This is a genomic window from Vibrio marisflavi CECT 7928 (genome assembly GCF_921294215.1).
GTDB classification, from domain to species: Bacteria; Pseudomonadota; Gammaproteobacteria; order Enterobacterales; family Vibrionaceae; genus Vibrio; species Vibrio marisflavi.
In genome coordinates this window covers 2,872,213-2,890,664 of sequence record NZ_CAKLDM010000002.1, presented here as the reverse complement: position 1 = coordinate 2,890,664, position 18,452 = coordinate 2,872,213, and the positions used below count along the sequence as shown (strand labels likewise).

Genomic DNA, 18,452 nt, shown 5'->3' with positions numbered 1-18,452 from the left:
TGGTCACTCAGTTCATTGAAACCTAATTTGATACCGAAGTATCTAATTTGATTATCATCAACGAGTGCCCACACAGATTGATAGGTTTATATTGTTAAAGAGCAATGCTTTGAAGTTCATCTCAAAGCGGACGGCCATTCTAGCGATTTAAGTTTTAGTGTCAACCACTTTTTTCAAAACTTTTTTAAGCACTTGGCTTAGCTAGTAGACCTTGCTAACTCGTTGATTGCTTTGTTTGAAGCCATCCCGTGTCAGCGAGGGGGCATTATAGGGAGATAGATTAGAAGCGCAAGCTCTTTTTGAAGAAATTTAGCAATTAAATTTCAATTGGCGATAGTTCCATCAAAACGCCACACCAGAGAACAAAAAGAGCTCGTTTTATAACTAAATGAATGCAAACGCGTCTGCGTACATACGATCACTATTTGCTTGCTTGTTCTGCGTGAACAGCTCTCTTGCCGCTCCAGCCATTTCAAATCGACCAGCAATATAGATATCGAAATCGCTTAGAGATTCAAAGTCCTCACTTATAGCTTGCAATACATTGCCGACCTTACCAGCCCATTCACTATTCATATCTTCAATCACGGGTATGAAGTGCACATTGCTGTGTTGCGCGGAGATGTTTTTCAACTCTTCAATCGCATAAAGCTGATTTTGATTTTTAGCACCCCAATATAGATAAATTGGGTTGTGCTTGTTTTGACTGATGCAATGGTCAAGTATAGACCGCACATAACTAAAGCCTGTTCCACCCGCTATAAGTAATAGTGGATGTTCGCTTTCCTCTCGAATCCATGCCTCGCCATGCGGTGCATCGATTACGATATCACTATTGTTTGCTAGAGCTTGTTGCATCTTCTCAACAACTTCTATTGCATACGTATTGTGCTCAAAAGCACCGATATGAAGTTCTAACTCACCTTGATGACGGCAAGGGCTGCTTGCGATTGAAAAAGGTCGCTTATCCTTTTCACCCATTTCAACCATCAAATATTGTCCAGCTTTGAACTCTACAGGCGCTTCTGGGTGCAGCAATATCTGATAAGTGTTACAAGCTAACTGCTGGATAGACTTTACTTTGCAATTAATAGACATTTCTTTCCTCGGGCTTACGACTTTGTAAGCTTCGGTAGATGATGCTCAAATACACAAACACCTACCTTTTTACTTCTCTTTATAGTTTTCAATATAAATGACTCATACCATTTCAGGCTGACTTCACTTATACAATATCTAGCTCTTGCCAGATTTTATCAATTCTTGCGACTAATTCTGGGTCTTTCTCGATTGGAATACCCCACTCTCGTTGAGTTTCACCAGGTAGTTTATTTGTCGCGTCTAATCCCATTTTAGAACCTAGACCAACAACTGGCGAAGCAAAGTCGAGTGAATCAATCGGAGTATTCTCTATCATTACGGTATCGCGAGCTGGGTCCATACGAGTAGTAATAGCCCAAATCACGTCATTCCAATCACGCGCATTGACGTCTTCATCGCATACAATGACAAACTTGGTATACATGAACTGACGTAAGAAAGACCAAACTCCCATCATGACTCGTTTGGCATGACCAGGATATTGCTTTTTCATCGTAACCACAGCCATTCGATACGAACAGCCTTCTGGTGGCAGATAAAAATCAACAATTTCTGGGAACTGCTTTTGCAATATAGGTACAAACACTTCGTTAAGTGCAACACCTAATACCGCAGGCTCATCAGGTGGACGGCCAGTATAAGTGCTGTGATAAATCGGCTTTTTGCGCATCGTGATGTGAGTAATAGTAAACACGTGGTGTTTTTCTTTCTCATTGTAATACCCCGTATGATCACCGTATGGGCCTTCATCAGCGAACTCTTCCGGATCGATATATCCTTCCATCACGATTTCTGCGCTGGCTGGCACTTCCAAGTCATTACTTACAGATTTAACGACTTCAGTTTTACTGCCACGCAATAAACCTGCAAAAGCGTATTCAGACAATGTATCTGGCACCGGAGTAACTGCACCCAATATGGTCGCAGGATCTGCACCATAAGCCACTGACACAGGAAACGGTTCACCCGGATTGGTTTCCATCCAGTCTTTAAGATCCAAAGCGCCACCTCGATGAGCAAGCCAGCGCATGATCACCTTGTTCTTACCTAGTTTTTGCTGGCGGTAAATACCAAGGTTTTGCCTTTTCTTGTGTGGTCCTTTAGTGATGGTTAGCCCCCACGTCAGCAGTGGCGCAACATCATCGGACCAACAGCTCATCACAGGAATTTTGTCTAGATCGACTTCGTCGCCTTGCCAGACTATGTCTTGGCACGCAGCTTTACGCAGTCGCTTAGCAGGCATATTTAGCACTTGTTTGAAAACAGGTAACTTATCTATGGCATCTTTAAAGCCTTTCGGTGGCTCTGGTTCTTTAAGATAAGCGAGAAGTTTGCCGACTTCTCGAAGCTCAAGCACATCATTTCTTCCCATACCAAGAGCAACACGCTCAGGTGTACCAAATAAATTGGTCAAAACGGGAATATCGTAGCCAATCGGATTTTCGAACAATAATGCAGGACCTTTCGCCCTTAGCGTACGATCGCTGATTTCTGTCATCTCGTAATGAGGATCGACAGGATGAGTTATGCGTTTTAGCTGCCCTTGTTTTTCCAACAAGTCGATAAAATCTCGTAAATCCTTAAAACTCATAAGCCTTTAATTCATTGCAAAAACTGAGCGCAGTATAGCAAACTCTGCACAGGCAGCGAGTGTTTTACTGTGAGCGCTATTGAATAACAAATGCCCAGAAACAAAAAAGCGCCACCTCATAATGAGATAGCGCCCTTATATTCTTTCTAACGACTATTGTCTGCGCATGGCATCAAAGAACTCGTCGTTTGTTTTGGTCATCGCCAATTTATCGATGAGGAATTCCATTGCATCGATTTCACCCATTGGGTGAACAATCTTGCGAAGAATCCACATCTTCTGTAATTCGTCTGGTTTTGTCAGTAGCTCTTCACGACGAGTACCACTACGGTTGAAGTCAATCGCTGGGAATACACGTTTTTCAGCAATCTTACGGTTTAGGTGCAGTTCCATGTTACCTGTACCTTTAAATTCTTCGTAGATTACTTCATCCATCTTAGAACCAGTATCAACAAGCGCTGTTGCAATGATAGTCAAGCTACCACCTTCTTCTACGTTACGCGCAGCACCGAAGAAGCGCTTTGGACGATGTAGTGCATTTGCATCAACACCACCAGTCAGTACCTTGCCTGAAGAAGGAACTACAGTGTTGTATGCACGAGCTAGACGAGTGATAGAGTCTAATAAGATAACCACATCTTTCTTATGCTCAACCAAGCGCTTGGCTTTTTCAATAACCATCTCTGCAACTTGTACGTGGCGAGAAGCTGGCTCATCAAACGTTGATGCTACAACCTCACCTTTTACAAGGCGTTGCATTTCTGTTACTTCTTCTGGGCGCTCATCGATAAGCAATACCATCAACTCACATTCAGGGTGGTTGTGTGCAATGCTTTGTGCAATGTTTTGTAGCAACATTGTCTTACCCGCTTTTGGCGGAGCAACAATCAATCCACGTTGGCCTTTACCAATTGGTGAAGCCAAGTCCAGAACACGAGCCGTAATATCTTCTGTTGAACCGTTACCACGCTCCATTACCATTCTTTCGTTGGCATGCAGTGGCGTTAAGTTCTCAAATAAAATCTTATTACGAGCGTTGTCTGGTTTATCATCGTTAACTGTATTGACTTTCAATAACGCAAAATAGCGCTCACCATCTTTTGGTGGACGAATTTTACCAGCAATTGAATCACCAGTACGTAGGTTAAAGCGGCGAATTTGGCTTGGTGATACATAGATATCATCCGGCCCAGCTAAATAAGAGCTGTCCGCACTACGTAAAAACCCGAAACCATCTTGAAGAATTTCTAAAACACCGTCACCGAAAATGTCTTCTCCACTTTTCGCGTGTGCTTTTAAGATGGAAAAGATGATGTCTTGTTTTCTTAGACGGGCGAGGTTTTCTAGTCCTAGACTTTCGCCTAGTTTTACAAGATCAGATACAGCTCTGTTTTTCAGTTCTGTTAGATTCATTGTGGTGGATGCTTGTTTAGTCAAAATAGGATCTGTTGGTTAAGTTAAGATGGAATTTGGTCTATGGATTGACCAAGAAGTGAACGCTTGTTTATTTAACGTGCGATAAACTATCACTAATTTACAGACTAGTCTAGGTTTTGTTGTAGTTCAAAAATAAAACCGTGCATTTTGAACTGCACGGTATTTTTGAGCGACTTAAAGGTTTGCGTCTAAAAACTCTTTTAGCTGAGTTTTAGAAAGTGCACCAACTTTAGTTGCCGCAACTTCGCCATCCTTAAATAGCAATAAAGTAGGAATGCCACGGATGCCATACTTTGGTGGCGTCTCTGCATTTTGATCGATGTTCAATTTACCGATGGTAAGTTTACCTTCATACTCATCAGAAATTTCATCCAGAATAGGTGCAATCATCTTACAAGGGCCACACCACTCTGCCCAAAAGTCAACAAGAACAGGGCCTGCAGCTTTGATGACATCGTCTTCAAAACCCGCATCGGTCAGCTGCAAAATCTTATCGCTCATCTTCGACTCCAATGTTTTTTCTTGGTCTAGCTTTAGTATATCAAACGACCTAGCAATACCATTTTCGGTCACATTAACAAGGTTGTTTGGTTTATAAGCATTAAATAGATGCCCTATTGGAATGTATTTACTTTCGTATTGCAAGCTTAAGCTGATATTCTATAGAGATGAAAAAGACGCATATCACAGAGCAAAAGTTCGCTGATTTGGGACTAAACGCCCAAGTTGTTGAAGGATTGGAGAAAAAAGGGTTCGAATTTTGTACCCCGATCCAAGCCTTAGCGTTGCCGGTACTGCTCGCCGGCCAAGACATTGCAGGCCAAGCCCAAACAGGGACAGGTAAAACGCTCGCGTTTCTTACTGCCACCTTCAACCATTTGCTTAATAACGCCAAGGAAGAAAAAAACAGTAAGCAACCTCGTGCAATAATTATGGCACCAACGCGAGAGCTTGCCATCCAGATTCATAAAGATGCATTGCCGCTTGTTGAAAGCACCGGTATCAAAACTGCGCTTGCCTACGGCGGTGAGAGTTATGACAAACAAAAAGCTATCTTAGAAGCCGGTGTAGATGTTGTAATTGGTACAACTGGTCGCATTATCGACTTCTATAAGCAACGTGTCTTTAGCCTAAATAACATTGAAGCTGTTGTATTAGATGAAGCTGATCGCATGTTCGATTTAGGCTTTATCAAGGATATCCGTTTCCTATTCAGACGTATGCCTGAGCCAAAAGAGCGCTTGAACATGTTGTTCTCAGCAACGCTATCTTATCGCGTTCAAGAACTAGCCTTTGAGCATATGCACAACCCAGAGCACATCGTTGTTGAGCCAGAGCAAAAGACTGGTCACCGCATCCAAGAAGAGCTGTTCTACCCTTCTAATCAGCACAAGATGGCACTGCTACAAACCCTGATTGAAGAAGACTGGCCAGATCGCGCGATTGTTTTTGCTAACACAAAGCAAAAATGCGAACTCATCTGGGGCCACCTTGCTGCTGACAAACTGCGCGTAGGTCTATTGACTGGTGATGTACCACAGAAAAAACGTGAAAAAATCTTAGAGCAGTTTACTCAAGGTGATGTGGATATTTTGGTTGCGACCGATGTTGCTGCTCGAGGCCTACACATCCCACAAGTGACACATGTCTTTAACTACGATCTCCCTGACGACTGTGAAGATTACGTACACCGAATTGGCCGTACAGGACGTGCCGGCGCAAGCGGTCACTCTATTAGCTTTGCCTGCGAAGAGTACGCGATTAACTTACCGTCAATCGAAGAGTACATTGAACACGCGATCCCAGTTTCCGACTATGACCCAACAGCATTGATTGAAGATCTGCCTGCACCAATTCGCATGCGCTCTCGCAATGGTCAATCACGTCGAACTAACACAGGTGGTACACGTTCAGGAAACAAGAAGTCGAATAATCGTCGACCTCGCCAACCAAGACAAAACAAGGATTAGTAGTCTACCTATGAGTAACGTTGTCTCTTCTCCGCTGTATGCTGCGATTGATCTAGGCTCGAATAGCTTCCATATGCTTGTGGTTCGGCACGTTTATGGCAGCATACAGACAATTGCGAAAATCAAGCGCAAAGTTCGACTTGCTGCAGGTCTCAATGAACACAACGAATTGAGCATTGAGGCAATGCAAAGAGGCTGGGATTGTCTGAGCCTATTTGCTGAGCGCCTGCAAGATATATCGACTGACAATATTAGAATTGTCGGTACTGCGACACTTCGCACAGCAACCAATATCGATGTGTTCTTAGCAAAAGCGAGCGAGATATTAGGTAAAGATATCGAGGTTATCTCGGGTGAAGAAGAGGCAGAGACTATCTACAAAGGTGTTGCTCATACCTCTGGTGGCCAAGGGCGCAGGTTAGTTGTCGATATCGGCGGCGCGAGTACTGAGCTTATTATTGGTGAAGGTTTTGAAGCCAAAGCATTGACCAGTTTAAAAATGGGCTGTGTCACATGGCTAGAGAATTTCTTTAAAGATAGGCAGCTAAACGCAGCCAACTTTGATAATGCCATCAATGCAGCGAAAAACGCCATCCGACCTATTTTAGACAACTACAAAGATATTGGTTGGGATGCCTGTGTCGGCGCAAGTGGCACGGTGCAAGCTATTCAAGAGATTATGCTAGCTCAAGGCATGGATGAACTCATAACACTCAAAAAGCTGAAGAGGCTACAAAAGCAAGCTATGCTTGCCGACCACTTAGAAGAGCTGGATATTGAAGGTCTAACTTTTGAGCGAGCTTTAGTCTTTCCAAGTGGGCTTTCGATTCTGATTGCAGTGTTTGAGCTGTTTTCTATTGAATCGATGACACTCGCTGGCGGAGCTCTACGTGAAGGGCTGGTGTATGACATGGCAGATGATCTGCGCTGCAATGACATCAGAGCCCGCACAATTAATAGCATTCAGGCTCGTTTCCAGATAGATGCTGACTATTCTGAGCAAGTAGCTAACGTGGCACAGCGTTTAATCAATCAATGCAGTAACTGTTGGATTTCAGAGCGACAAGGCTCTGACTTAATGATTGCAGCCGCAAAATTGCATGAACTTGGTTTATCTATCGACTTTAAGAAAGGTGGAGAGCATGGCTCCTATCTATTGAGAAACCTCGACCTGCCTGGTTTTACACGCGCGCAAAAACGTCTACTTGCTGATATGGTGCAAAGGTATCGCGATCAATTGACACCTATGCCTGAGCAACATGCGATTTCTACCATTAACGGAGTCCGAGCGCTCAGACTGTTGCGCCTTGCTGTGCTGCTAACTCATCGCCGCAACCCTGAACTGGAGCCCGAGTTTAACTTGGAGAACCAACAAGATTCACTCACTCTTTCTATCCCATCACAATGGCTAGAAGAGAACCCGCTCACCAGCGCAGAACTCGAAATTGAAGCGAACCGCCAATCTGATTTAGGCTGGCCGCTTACAATTAATGCGAAATAACCATGGTAAAAGCCCAACACTTCAGGACGAGCTAAGAATAGTAAAAAAGCCCCGATGTTTACACATTGGGTTTTTTTTATTCGAAAAGTCTTTTTAAACAAATTCAGGATTGCTGAGCTTCACCGTTTGATGAACCAACCATTTTAAAGTTTGGATTTACTGCAGTAATTTTCTTCACCAAATAGTTCAGTAACACGCCATACATTGGAACAAACAGACCAAGGCTGATAATTAGCTTAAAGCTGTAGTCCACCATGGCGATCTCTTTCCAGTGCTGCGCCATAAAAGCATCAGGACTGTTATAAAAAGCAATCGTGAAGAAAGAAATAGTATCCAACGCATTGCCAATAATCGTCGAACACGTTGGCGCTACCCACCAGCTTTTCGTCTGACGTAGACGATTAAATACGTGAACATCTAAAATTTGCCCCAGCAAGTAAGCCATAAAGCTGGCAATCGCGATTCGAGCAACAAACAGATTGAACTCTGACAACGGTTGAAAGCCTTGGAATTGGCCGTGGAAAAATACCACTGACAAGAAGTACGATACCGCTAACGCTGGCAACATCACCAAAAATATAATCTTACGAGCAAGAGGCGCTCCGAAAATACGTACGGTTAAGTCTGTCGCCAAAAAGATAAATGGGAATGTAAAAGCACCCCAAGTCGTGTGCAAACCAAAGATGGTGAATGGGATTTGAACTAAATAGTTACTTGATGCAATGATGATCAAGTGGAATACAACTAAATAGCTTAGCGCTTTGCGCTGCTGCGCAGGTGTAAATTGACTCATGTTGTACCTTTTTACTTGGCTTGGGGTGAGGGAACCCAATCAGACACAATATCTATAAATGTGCCTACAATTATAAACGGCCGCCGATTATACATTAACCAATTGGAGCTGCAAGTTCGTTAGCCTATGACCTAAATACCTCGGCGCAATAATTGAGCGAGAAACTCCAACTCTTCTTGGCTATCAGAAACAGACAGCGCTTCAAACCACACAGCCTCGCTATAATGCTCTGCTTTTAAAAATAGCTGGCAATCTTCAAAGTCAATCAACCACGAATGCACATCAGCATCCGACTGCTTCTCAACAATAGTCGCAGACAATAGTGCAACCAGATACTCTCCCATTTTTGGAAAGCTGTCATAGTCAAACGAAGGCGTTTGCAGAATAATACGGCCTGTTTCCGGGATAAATTCCGCGAGGCCAAACTGATACTGAGAGTTATCCATAGTGGGTTAAATACTCCTGAATTGCATCTAAAAATGGGTCTGCATACTTTTCGAGCTTCACTTGCCCAACACCGTTCACCGCAAGCATCTCACCGTATGATGTAGGCAGTATCTCGGCCATATCAACCAAAGTCGCATCACTAAACACCACATACGGTGGCAAGCCGTCTTCATCGGCAATCGATTTACGCAGTTTTCTTAACAGCGCAAACAGTTTTTTATCGTAGTTCTTGCTGGATAGCTTATCTTGTTTAGTGGTTTTGGTTGCAGTATCTAACCTTGGTACGGCAAGTTCTATCTCCATGTCACCTCGTAGCAAAGGACGAGCTTCCTCGGTCAATTGCAGTGTAGAGTTTCGCGTGATGTTTTGACTCAGTAAGCCTTTGTGAATTAACTGGCGGAAAATACTCACCCAGTAATCGTGGCTATGCTCTTTACCTATTCCATAGGTAGACAGCTGATCATGGCGATTATCCCTGACGCGAATATTTTGCATGCCTCGCATGACTTCCACCACATAACCAATACCAAAGTTCTGACCGACTCGGTAGACACATGAAAGGGCTTTTTGCGCTTCAACCGTAGCATCAAAGCGCTTTGGCGGATCGAGGCAAATATCGCAGTTGCCACACGGTTTTTCACGGTATTCACCAAAGTAATTGAGGAGCACTTGTCTTCTACATGTTTGAGCCTGAGCAAAAGCGTCCATTGCGGTCAGCTTATGTGTTTCGACTCGCTTTTGATCGCTTTCTTCTTTTTCATCCAACATTCTTCTTAGCCAGTTAATGTCGGCTGGATCAAATAACATGAGCGCTTCAGCTGGCAAGCCGTCTCGGCCTGCCCTACCTGTTTCTTGGTAGTAAGATTCAATATTACGCGGAATGTCAAAGTGGACAACGAACCGAACGTTCGGTTTATTGATGCCCATACCAAAGGCAACGGTTGCCACGACAATTTGAATATCGTCTTTTTGGAACGCCTCCTGAACCAACTTGCGCTCTTCCACTTCCATTCCAGCGTGATAACCCGCGACTCGCAGGTGATTATTCTTTAGCTTCTCAGTGAGCATCTCGACTTTTTTACGGCTTCCACAATATATGATGCCGCATTGTCCTTTCTGAGTCGCGAGGTAGCGAACCACTTGGCTTACTGGCTTGTGCTTTTCTACTAGGCTATAGCGAATGTTCGCGCGATCAAAGCTGCCCAAGTGAGTAAAAGGTTCATCAAGTTGCAGTCGATGAATGATATCAGTGCGAGTTGCATCATCAGCCGTCGCGGTGAGTGCCATAACGGGTATATTAACAAAGCATTTTTTTAACTGTCCTAACGCTGCATACTCAGGACGAAAATCATGCCCCCACTGAGAGATGCAGTGCGCTTCATCAACAGCAATTAAGCTCAAAGGCAAATGGTGCAAGCGTTCGATGAAATCTGGCATTAGTACCCGCTCAGGTGAAACGTAAATGAGCTTTATATCTCCAGCGTGCATTCGGGCGTATATTTCAACAAGCTCTTGTCTGCTTAGCGTTGAGTTAATACATTCTGCTTTCACGCCACTGGCTTTGAGTTGGTCGACCTGATCTTTCATCAGGGAAATAAGCGGCGAAATAACTAAGGTAAGCCCTTCCATAATAAGTGCGGGCACTTGATAACACAGCGATTTACCACCACCTGTCGGCATAATCACCAAGCTATCTTTACCTGTGATGGCAGATTCAATCACATCACTTTGTCCGTCACGAAAAGTTTGATAACCGAATACATCTTCTAATATTGATTGCGGTGTTAGATAACCATCCGATGGTTGAGAAATAGCTAGTGAGGTCATGAACTCTCTCAGTGAATAACAGAAATAGAGAAGATAAGAAGAAGGCTTCGAGCACATTGTAGTAGGGATTCAGTGGGAATAAAACTGCAAATTACTAGGTGAATCTCGACAGCACTCGTATACTGCTCTCCCTGTCCATACCATCCCTTACAGGAAAAATGTGATGAACAACGACGAACAACAACGAGCTCGACAAGGTATACTTTACGCTATTGCGGGTTATACCATGTGGGGAATCGCGCCCATTTACTTCAAGGCTATCCAGCAGGTTTCGGCTCCAGAAATCTTATGCCATCGAGTCATTTGGTCATTTTTAATTCTTACTGTACTCGTTCACTTCAGTCGTAAATGGAAAAGTGTCAAAAATGTTCTCACCACGAAAAAGGCACTCTATATCGTCGGTTCATCGATCCTACTTGGAGTTAACTGGTTAATATTTATTTGGGCAATTAACTCTGACCATATGCTGGATGCCAGTTTAGGTTATTACATTAACCCGCTTTTAAATGTGTTACTTGGTATGGTCTTTCTTGGCGAGAGACTACGGAAACTGCAATGGTGCGCGGTGCTGCTTGCCGCTGTTGGAGTATTAATTCAGGTGGTTGCCTTTGGCCGCGCACCTGTTGTCGCTATAAGCCTTGCGTTTACATTTGGTTTCTATGCTTTGCTACGAAAGAAAGTCAGCTTGGAAGCACAAACCGGGATGTTCATTGAGATGCTGATGCTACTGCCATTTGCCGCCATCTACATGCTAGGCTTTGCCGATACTGCCACTTCAAATATGTTGGATAACACAACAACACTGAATATCTTGCTGGTATCTGCAGGCATCGTTACAACTTTGCCTTTCTTATCTTTTAATGCTGCAGCGACACGCCTGAAATTATCTACGCTTGGCTTCTTCCAGTATATCGGACCTAGTTTTATGTTTTTGCTTGCCGTACTGGTTTATGGCGAAACCTTTACCCTTGCTAAAGCCATTACCTTTGCCTTTATCTGGAGCGCTTTGGTGATATTTAGTTTCGATGGCATTCGATTTAGCAAAAAGAAAAAAGCGGCCACACAGTCGTAAATATACAAGACAACGGTTTGTACAAAAGGTAAGCTTGGCGATAATTCAACCAGCTTACCTTTTTTAATGGCCGATGATATCCAATATCACTCCACCGAATTTGAAGCTATTAATCTGATTGAAGCCAGCTACAAACAGTTTTCGTTTCAGCGGCATTATCATTTGGATTTTCATATAGGTCTGATCACAGGTGGACAACAAGTCTTTCAGCACAATGGCAAGAGTCATCGTGTTGGCTCTGGACAACTTGTGATTATGCCTCCCGATGAAATTCATGATGGTCAATCGTGGCAAGACTCTGGCTATGATGTACAAGTGTTTGCGATTAAACCGGACTGGTTAAGTCAAATGGCTGAGGTGACCACCTCTGATTCGCTAATCAATTTTCAGCAACTAATCGTCTCAGACCGCGATATATTCTCCGAGCTCAGTCAGCTTCATCATACCTTAAAGCGTCAAGACATTAGCCAGCTTGCTATGGATTGTGCGCCATACGAAGGCTTTCACCAACTGTTTAATCGCTATGGTTCACTTGGAAAACAAGATGAGGTGCGCCTTGGAAAACAACACATTGGCAGACTAAAAGAGTATCTGATAGAGAATCTAGATCAAGCCATTCGTTTGGAAGATCTCTCCACAATGTGTCAGCTGAGCGAAACACAGTTTCAGCGCCGATTTAAAGCCCAAATGGGTCTCACTCCATACGCATGGCTAAGCCGCCTCAGGTTAGAGAAAAGCTTACAGCTACTAAAGTCTGGCATAAACGGTACTGATGTTGCCTTGCAAGTAGGTTTTTACGACCAAGCCCATTTCACCAAAGCATTTAAGTCCAGCTTTGGTATTACTCCCTCACAGGTCTCCACTCGTAACTAGCACCAACTAAGCAGGTGTCGATAATTTACAATCATCTCGATTCAATTCATGGCATTTTTACGCTAAATACGAACTTTAGGGAAAATTTCAATGAATGAAGCGGCCATACTGCTGACACTGGCAGGCGTACACTTTGTCGCACTGATGAGCCCGGGACCTGATTTTGCTTTAGTGGTGCAAAATGCCACTAAGTATGGCAGGCAAACCGGCCTTTATATCGCGCTAGGACTGTCCTTCGGCATCTTAACTCAATCACTGCTTAGCATTACAGGCATCAGTTATCTGGTGCATGACCACCCACTCTTATTTGCCATATTGCAGTTCGCTGGGGGTAGCTATCTACTCTATTTGGGATATGGTGCACTCAAAGCCATTATTACAAAACTCGTCCGCAGAGACACAAACCAGCAAACCTCAACTAAATCTTCAGTTGTTCTAAACAACAAACGCCAAGCTTTTTCAAAAGGGTTTGCAACCAACATCCTTAACCCAAAGGCGTTGGTATTCTTTGTTAGCTTAATGTCGACGTTGGTACCTGCGAGCATGCCCGCTTCTGGAAAAGCTTTGGCAGTGCTGATTCTATGGAGTTTATCACTTTTTTGGTTCGCTTTTCTTGCTTGGACACTCTCAACAGAAAGACTACAAAAGCGCTTAACCACCATGGGAACCTACATTGACACCCTATGTGGCATTATTTTCACTGCAATTGGAATTTATATCCTGCACGAATCTTTGTTACCTATATTTCATTGATTTATAAGATCAACGCAACAAAAACATAACCTTTAGATGGCTATCACGCCCGCAGCCTGACAATCTTCTTGCTTCGCATTCACAAGGAGAGCTCAATGCTGCGGTCGTTAACTTCCACTCTTACAATAAGCTTATTGCTGTCATCACCTTTCACTCAAGCACAACAAGTCACCGACTCTATTGCACCAGAGCAAAGTAGCGGATTAGAGCAAAAGCAACTAGTTACGGCAAAAGATTGGATGGTCACTGCCGCAAACCCATTAGCCACCCAAGCCGGGGCAGATATCCTAGCTCAAGGTGGTAACGCTGTTGATGCCATGGTTGCGGTGCAACTGATGCTAGGTTTAGTAGAACCTCAATCTTCAGGTATTGGCGGCGGAGCGTTTCTGGTTTATTGGGACGCCAAAAAGCAGGCGCTAACTACATTCGATGGCCGAGAAACCGCTCCAATAAATGCAACTCCTGAACTGTTCTTGGATAAAAAAGGCGAGCCCCTTTCTTTTTATGATGCGGTAGTGGGTGGACGCTCGGTTGCCACGCCGGGGACAGTCATGTTGCTATGGCAAGTCCACGAACGCTATGGAAAACTAGATTGGAAGAAACTAATTGAACCCGTTATTTCTCTTGCTGAAAAAGGGTTTGTCATCAGCCCAAGGCTTGCTAGCTCTATCTCTCATGACGCAAGTCGTCTCAACCGATACAAAGAAGCTAGAGATTACTTCTTTGACAAAGATGGCAAACCAAAACAAGCCGGAACTGTGCTAAAGAACTCAGCGTACGCAGCGACTTTAAAGAAGATTGCTAAACACGGCGCTTCAGCTTTCTATCATGGCGATATCGCTAAACATATCGTCAGCACAGTCAATAATGCACCAAGTAATCCTGGCGTTTTATCTATAAAAGATCTGCACAATTATCAAATTAAGCAAAGAGAGCCAATCTGCTCACCCTACCAAAGCTACCAAATATGCGGAATGGGACCACCGAGCTCCGGCGCTCTCACTGTTGGGCAAATCTTATCAATAAGTGAGCATTTCGATCTCAAGTCTTGGGGGCCAAATAACGTAAAATCTTGGCAGGTTATAGCTGATGCTTCTCGCCTTGCGTTTGCAGATAGAGGAATGTATATCGCCGATCAAGACTTTGTTCCTATGCCAACTCAGGGTCTACTGAATCAAGCATACTTAAAAGATCGTGCAAAGCTGATTAACCTAGATAAAGCCCTCCAAACCGTTTCTGCAGGCTCCCCTCCTTGGGACTATGCTCACAAGCAAAGTACAGATGAATCGATAGAGCTGCCTTCAACCAGTCACTTCAACATTGTCGACAGACAAGGCAATGTCGTCTCAATGACCACAACCATCGAAAATTCATTTGGCTCTCGATTAATGGTCGGTGGCTTCTTGCTCAACAATGAGTTGACCGACTTTTCTTTCCGTACACATCAAGGTGACAGGCCGATTGCCAATCGCATTGAACCAGGCAAACGTCCTCGCTCTTCAATGGCACCGACAATCATTCTAAAAGACGGGAAACCATATATAGCTATTGGCTCTCCCGGTGGCAGCCGGATTATTGGCTACGTAGCTCAGGCGATTATTGCTCATGTTCAATGGGGAATGGATATTCAGCAAGCAATCGACCTCCCACATATCCTAAGCCGCTTCAATGATGTAGAGATCGAACAGAATTCATCAGCCGTGCAGATGCAAAGCGCACTTTCTAAGCTGGGATACCAAACCAAAGTCGGCGATCTCAACTCTGGACTGCATGCCATCCGCATTTTACCCAATCAATTACAAGGTGCTGCAGACCCAAGACGTGAGGGAGTCGCTATTGGGCAGTAAGGAGTGGATCGTCGATCCACTCCAAGACTTGTGAGAGATCTCTTACAAAGAAGTAAGTAATTGCAGTTTTCGAGCTAGGGAAAAGGAGCGAGAAAAACCCTAAGATATTGATTTACCTAAAAAGAAATAAGACGCACGCATTGTATACAAGAGGAAAATGATTGCGTTGCATTGATGATAAATTAGATCTCAGTAATATTGAATGTGTCGGACGGATACTGACATGGAAAAGCTTCTAAGGACTTAGAACACTTCGGGATGAAGGGTAGATTACTGAGGATTAGTAATCGGAAAGGATTCAATTAGTAACTAGGAAGGTTACTAACTAAGGATAGCAGGACACCTCTGGATGAGGCAGGATTCACATCAGGATGATGTAACGGACATCGCTAAGGATTTAGTGACAAAGCTAGCAAGGATAAGTTAGCTGACCAAGGCAGGTAAACGGACACCGCTAGGAAGGCGATGAAACGGAAAAAACTGAACGGAAATCAGTATAAATTATCAAGGATTTGATGCATGGAGCACCTTTAAGTAGCCGGATTGCTGCACTTTAAGACTTGTGACCCCGATGAGCGTAAGCTCTCGGGGTTTTTCTTTATTTCTCGTTATACATCCGATCAAAGTTTTTTGGATTCCAGCCAACCATAACTCGGTCGCCAATTTTCAGTACTGGCAAGGATCTGGCACCCATTGCATCGAGCTCTTTTCTGCCCCTCTGCATTTTTGCGTTAGTTAAACGATATTTGATACCTTTAGAATCGAGGTAACGCTGAGCATCCTTACAATGAGGACACTTATCTTTGATATATAAAACTACTCTTTTCATTGTGTCTCTCTACAATTTTTCTAAACGAGCATAAGCCGTCACCAACCATTTAATACCTTCACCATTGAAAGCAACCTGTACGCGGCTTTGTGGGCCACTGCCTTCAAAGTTAATAATGGTACCCTCACCAAACTTCGGATGGTTAACTCGAGAACCTAAGCTAAAGCCCGTCTCATTGAAGTTTTCTTTCACGCTGGTTTGGCTAAATCGACCACTACTTGCGGGACGGCTAACTTGAGCCTTCATACGAACTTCATCTAAGCATTTTTCCGGTAGCTCCCGAATAAACCGCGATGGCTTATGGTACTTATCTTGTCCCCACAAGCGGCGCATCTCCGCATAAGTGATGTAGAGCTTTTCCATTGCCCTAGTCATGCCTACATAACACAGACGTCGCTCTTCTTCGATTCGTCCGGCTTCTTCAGCAGACATTTGGCTTGGGAACATCCCTTCTTCTACACCCACCATAAAAACAAGTGGAAACTCCAACCCTTTAGCACTGTGCAAAGTCATGAGCTGCACCGCATCTTCAAATTCGTCCGCTTGGCCTTCTCCAGATTCCAAAGCTGCATGAGTCAAGAAAGCCGTGAGTATCGGCATATCTTCCGCTTCTTCTGGTGCTTCAAATTGTCGAGTCGCAGTCACAAGCTCAGCTAAGTTTTCAATGCGAGCCTTCGACTTCTCGCCTTTCTCTTGCTCGTACATAGCGAACAAGCCCGAGAAGTTAATCACATGGTCGGTTTGCTTGTGTAATGGCATCTCTGCAGTGTCGTCTTCGAGTGCGTTGATGAGTTCTACAAAGCGACTTAGCGCACCAGCCGCTCGACCAGCAAGGACCTTTTCTTCAAGCATAGCAACACAGGCATCCCACATCGTTGCACCACGATCTCGGGCTGCAAAACGAATGGTTTCAAGGGTCTTCTCGCCTAAGCCACGTGTCGGCGTGTTCACCACACGCTCAAAAGCAGCGTCGTCATTGCGGTTGGCGATCAGCCTCAAATAGCCTAGTGCATCTTTAATTTCCTGACGTTCGAAGAATCGCATACCGCCATAAATTCTATATGGCAACGCAGACTGAATTAACGCCTCTTCCAATACACGAGATTGGGCGTTACTACGGTATAAAATGGCGCTATCGCTTAGTGAGCCACCCTTCTCTTGCCACTCTTTTATTTTTCCTACAGTAAAGCGAGCTTCATCTAGCTCGTTGTATGCAGAATATACCGAGATAGCTTCTCCTTCGTTTCCATCGGTCCACAACTCTTTACCCATACGCTCTGTGTTATTGGCAATCAGTGTGTTGGAGGCTTCCAAAATTGTCTTAGTCGAGCGGTAATTTTGCTCTAGTCGAATGGTATTAACGCTTGGAAACTCTAGGCTAAACTTCTCGATATTCTCAATTTTTGCCCCACGCCAGCCATAAATTGACTGGTCATCATCACCAACAATCATCACGTGTGTTTCTGGACCCGCCATCAACCTTAGCCACGCGTACTGAATATTGTTGGTATCTTGAAACTCATCCACTAATACGTGCTTGAAGCGAGCTTGATAGTGCTCGCGAATGTGCTTTTTCTCACGCAGTAACTCTAAACAACGCAACAGAATCTCGGCAAAATCGACCAACCCAGCTCTGTCACACGCTTCTTGGTAGGCGCTATATATTTGCAAGTAAGTTTTCGCAACTGGATCGTGATAGCAATCGATGTGGCTAGGTCTTAGGCCTTCATCCTTTTTACCATTAATCCACCATGCCGCTTGCTTAGCTGGCCACTGCTTTTCATCTAGGTTCTGTGCCTTGATGATACGTCGCAGCAAGCGATATTGATCTTCCGAGTCGAGGATCTGAAATTCTTCACTCAAATTTGCATCTAGGTAATGTGCGCGCAAAATGCGATGGCAAATTCCATGAAACGTTCCGTTCCACATTCCTGACGCATTGCCCATCATGAGCTCTTCAATCCGTCCGCGCATTTCTGCTGCTGCCTTGTTGGTAAAGGTGACAGACATAACCGAGAATGGAGAAGCTTGTTCTACCGATAATAGCCAAGCAATACGGTGCACCAATACTCGTGTTTTACCACTACCGGCACCGGCTAAAATTAGCAAATTTTCAAGAGGTGCTGCGACGGCTTCACGCTGCTTGTCGTTAAGGCCATCAAGTAGTAATGAGGGATCGATCATGAGAAGGCTACTGGTTATTTATACATAAAAGCCGATTATAGCCTAAACAATAGCGACTCAAAACAACAAAAAATGAACAAAAGTAATGCAATAAAATCAGCCTATTGATTTACCAATCACATAAAAATCCAATAAATAATAAATTTTATGAAAGTTTTTTTGGCGATTTTCTATCCTTTAATTTAAGCAAGCCGACGAACTTGGCCTGCGAAATAAAATCAAGGATC

General features: G+C 44.0%; 15 protein-coding genes. 6 read left to right on the top strand and 9 right to left on the bottom strand.

The features are described 5' to 3' along the window. Positions 1-384 precede the first annotated feature (384 nt). From fre to trxA, 4 genes are all read right to left on the bottom strand, one after another. The gene (gene fre / locus L7A31_RS20070; protein ID WP_237363513.1) at positions 385-1,098 is read right to left on the bottom strand and encodes an NAD(P)H-flavin reductase; all 714 of its coding nucleotides are present in this window, start codon (positions 1,096-1,098) and stop codon (positions 385-387) included. A gap of 127 nt (positions 1,099-1,225) precedes the next feature. Beyond that, positions 1,226-2,692 (bottom strand): 4-hydroxy-3-polyprenylbenzoate decarboxylase, encoded by a 1,467-nt coding sequence (gene ubiD / locus L7A31_RS20065; protein ID WP_237363512.1) that lies wholly within the window; start codon positions 2,690-2,692, stop codon positions 1,226-1,228. A 153-nt stretch (positions 2,693-2,845) separates the two neighbouring features. After that, positions 2,846-4,105, bottom strand: coding sequence for a transcription termination factor Rho (rho, locus tag L7A31_RS20060; RefSeq protein WP_237363511.1), 1,260 nt, complete (start codon positions 4,103-4,105; stop codon positions 2,846-2,848). A 198-nt stretch (positions 4,106-4,303) separates the two neighbouring features. After that, complete coding sequence (trxA, locus tag L7A31_RS20055) at positions 4,304-4,630, bottom strand: thioredoxin TrxA (protein ID WP_237363510.1); 327 nt, start codon at positions 4,628-4,630, stop codon at positions 4,304-4,306. Positions 4,631-4,797: 167 nt separating this feature from the next. Between trxA and rhlB the strand changes: the two genes are divergently transcribed. Then, the gene (rhlB, locus tag L7A31_RS20050) at positions 4,798-6,099 is read left to right on the top strand and encodes an ATP-dependent RNA helicase RhlB (protein ID WP_237363509.1); all 1,302 of its coding nucleotides are present in this window, start codon (positions 4,798-4,800) and stop codon (positions 6,097-6,099) included. A 10-nt stretch (positions 6,100-6,109) separates the two neighbouring features. Then, positions 6,110-7,600 (top strand): guanosine-5'-triphosphate,3'-diphosphate diphosphatase, encoded by a 1,491-nt coding sequence (gene gppA, locus L7A31_RS20045; protein ID WP_237363508.1) that lies wholly within the window; start codon positions 6,110-6,112, stop codon positions 7,598-7,600. Between the two features lie 103 nt (positions 7,601-7,703). Here gppA and L7A31_RS20040 read toward each other — a convergent pair whose 3' ends face one another. The 3 genes from L7A31_RS20040 to recQ all read right to left on the bottom strand — a co-directional run bounded on the left by L7A31_RS20040 (position 7,704) and on the right by recQ (position 10,667). Beyond that, the gene (locus L7A31_RS20040; protein ID WP_237363507.1) at positions 7,704-8,393 is read right to left on the bottom strand and encodes a 7-cyano-7-deazaguanine/7-aminomethyl-7-deazaguanine transporter; all 690 of its coding nucleotides are present in this window, start codon (positions 8,391-8,393) and stop codon (positions 7,704-7,706) included. Positions 8,394-8,524: 131 nt separating this feature from the next. Beyond that, positions 8,525-8,839 (bottom strand): DUF3630 family protein, encoded by a 315-nt coding sequence (locus tag L7A31_RS20035; RefSeq protein ID WP_237363506.1) that lies wholly within the window; start codon positions 8,837-8,839, stop codon positions 8,525-8,527. Continuing rightward, positions 8,832-10,667: an ATP-dependent DNA helicase RecQ gene (gene recQ / locus L7A31_RS20030; protein ID WP_237363505.1), complete on the bottom strand. Its 1,836-nt coding sequence runs from the start codon at positions 10,665-10,667 to the stop codon at positions 8,832-8,834. Before recQ ends, L7A31_RS20035 begins: the two co-directional genes overlap by 8 nt. A gap of 163 nt (positions 10,668-10,830) precedes the next feature. Between recQ and rarD the strand changes: the two genes are divergently transcribed. From rarD to ggt, 4 genes are all read left to right on the top strand, one after another. Continuing rightward, positions 10,831-11,739, top strand: coding sequence for an EamA family transporter RarD (gene rarD, locus L7A31_RS20025; RefSeq protein WP_237363504.1), 909 nt, complete (start codon positions 10,831-10,833; stop codon positions 11,737-11,739). Between the two features lie 66 nt (positions 11,740-11,805). Further along, the gene (locus tag L7A31_RS20020) at positions 11,806-12,612 is read left to right on the top strand and encodes an AraC family transcriptional regulator (protein WP_237363503.1); all 807 of its coding nucleotides are present in this window, start codon (positions 11,806-11,808) and stop codon (positions 12,610-12,612) included. Positions 12,613-12,702: 90 nt separating this feature from the next. Continuing rightward, a complete protein-coding gene (locus tag L7A31_RS20015; RefSeq protein ID WP_237363502.1) occupies positions 12,703-13,365 on the top strand; it encodes a LysE family translocator in 663 nt (220 codons plus the stop codon). Between the two features lie 95 nt (positions 13,366-13,460). Then, the gene (ggt, locus tag L7A31_RS20010) at positions 13,461-15,212 is read left to right on the top strand and encodes a gamma-glutamyltransferase (RefSeq protein WP_237363501.1); all 1,752 of its coding nucleotides are present in this window, start codon (positions 13,461-13,463) and stop codon (positions 15,210-15,212) included. Positions 15,213-15,810: 598 nt separating this feature from the next. On the opposite strand, the gene L7A31_RS20005 is transcribed toward ggt, so the two are convergent. Together L7A31_RS20005 and uvrD are read right to left on the bottom strand one after the other, a co-directional pair. Continuing rightward, complete coding sequence (locus L7A31_RS20005) at positions 15,811-16,041, bottom strand: glutaredoxin family protein (RefSeq protein ID WP_237363500.1); 231 nt, start codon at positions 16,039-16,041, stop codon at positions 15,811-15,813. Between the two features lie 9 nt (positions 16,042-16,050). Then, entirely contained in the window at positions 16,051-18,225 is a 2,175-nt protein-coding gene (gene uvrD / locus L7A31_RS20000; RefSeq protein ID WP_237363499.1) for a DNA helicase II, read from the bottom strand. Positions 18,226-18,452: the final 227 nt, after the last annotated feature.

Bases quoted from the DNA above. Each gene is read 5' to 3' on its own strand.
- uvrD (WP_237363499.1), bottom strand. From the start codon at position 18,225: ATGATCGATCCCTCATTACTACTTGATGGCCTTAACGACAAGCAGCGT.
- L7A31_RS20005 (WP_237363500.1), bottom strand. From the start codon at position 16,041: ATGAAAAGAGTAGTTTTATATATCAAAGATAAGTGTCCTCATTGTAAG.
- fre (WP_237363513.1), bottom strand. From the start codon at position 1,098: ATGTCTATTAATTGCAAAGTAAAGTCTATCCAGCAGTTAGCTTGTAAC.
- rho (WP_237363511.1), bottom strand. From the start codon at position 4,105: ATGAATCTAACAGAACTGAAAAACAGAGCTGTATCTGATCTTGTAAAA.
- rhlB (WP_237363509.1), top strand. From the start codon at position 4,798: ATGAAAAAGACGCATATCACAGAGCAAAAGTTCGCTGATTTGGGACTA.
- ggt (WP_237363501.1), top strand. From the start codon at position 13,461: ATGCTGCGGTCGTTAACTTCCACTCTTACAATAAGCTTATTGCTGTCA.
- L7A31_RS20020 (WP_237363503.1), top strand. From the start codon at position 11,806: ATGGCCGATGATATCCAATATCACTCCACCGAATTTGAAGCTATTAAT.
- L7A31_RS20035 (WP_237363506.1), bottom strand. From the start codon at position 8,839: ATGGATAACTCTCAGTATCAGTTTGGCCTCGCGGAATTTATCCCGGAA.
- rarD (WP_237363504.1), top strand. From the start codon at position 10,831: ATGAACAACGACGAACAACAACGAGCTCGACAAGGTATACTTTACGCT.
- L7A31_RS20015 (WP_237363502.1), top strand. From the start codon at position 12,703: ATGAATGAAGCGGCCATACTGCTGACACTGGCAGGCGTACACTTTGTC.
- recQ (WP_237363505.1), bottom strand. From the start codon at position 10,667: ATGACCTCACTAGCTATTTCTCAACCATCGGATGGTTATCTAACACCG.
- L7A31_RS20040 (WP_237363507.1), bottom strand. From the start codon at position 8,393: ATGAGTCAATTTACACCTGCGCAGCAGCGCAAAGCGCTAAGCTATTTA.
- ubiD (WP_237363512.1), bottom strand. From the start codon at position 2,692: ATGAGTTTTAAGGATTTACGAGATTTTATCGACTTGTTGGAAAAACAA.
- gppA (WP_237363508.1), top strand. From the start codon at position 6,110: ATGAGTAACGTTGTCTCTTCTCCGCTGTATGCTGCGATTGATCTAGGC.
- trxA (WP_237363510.1), bottom strand. From the start codon at position 4,630: ATGAGCGATAAGATTTTGCAGCTGACCGATGCGGGTTTTGAAGACGAT.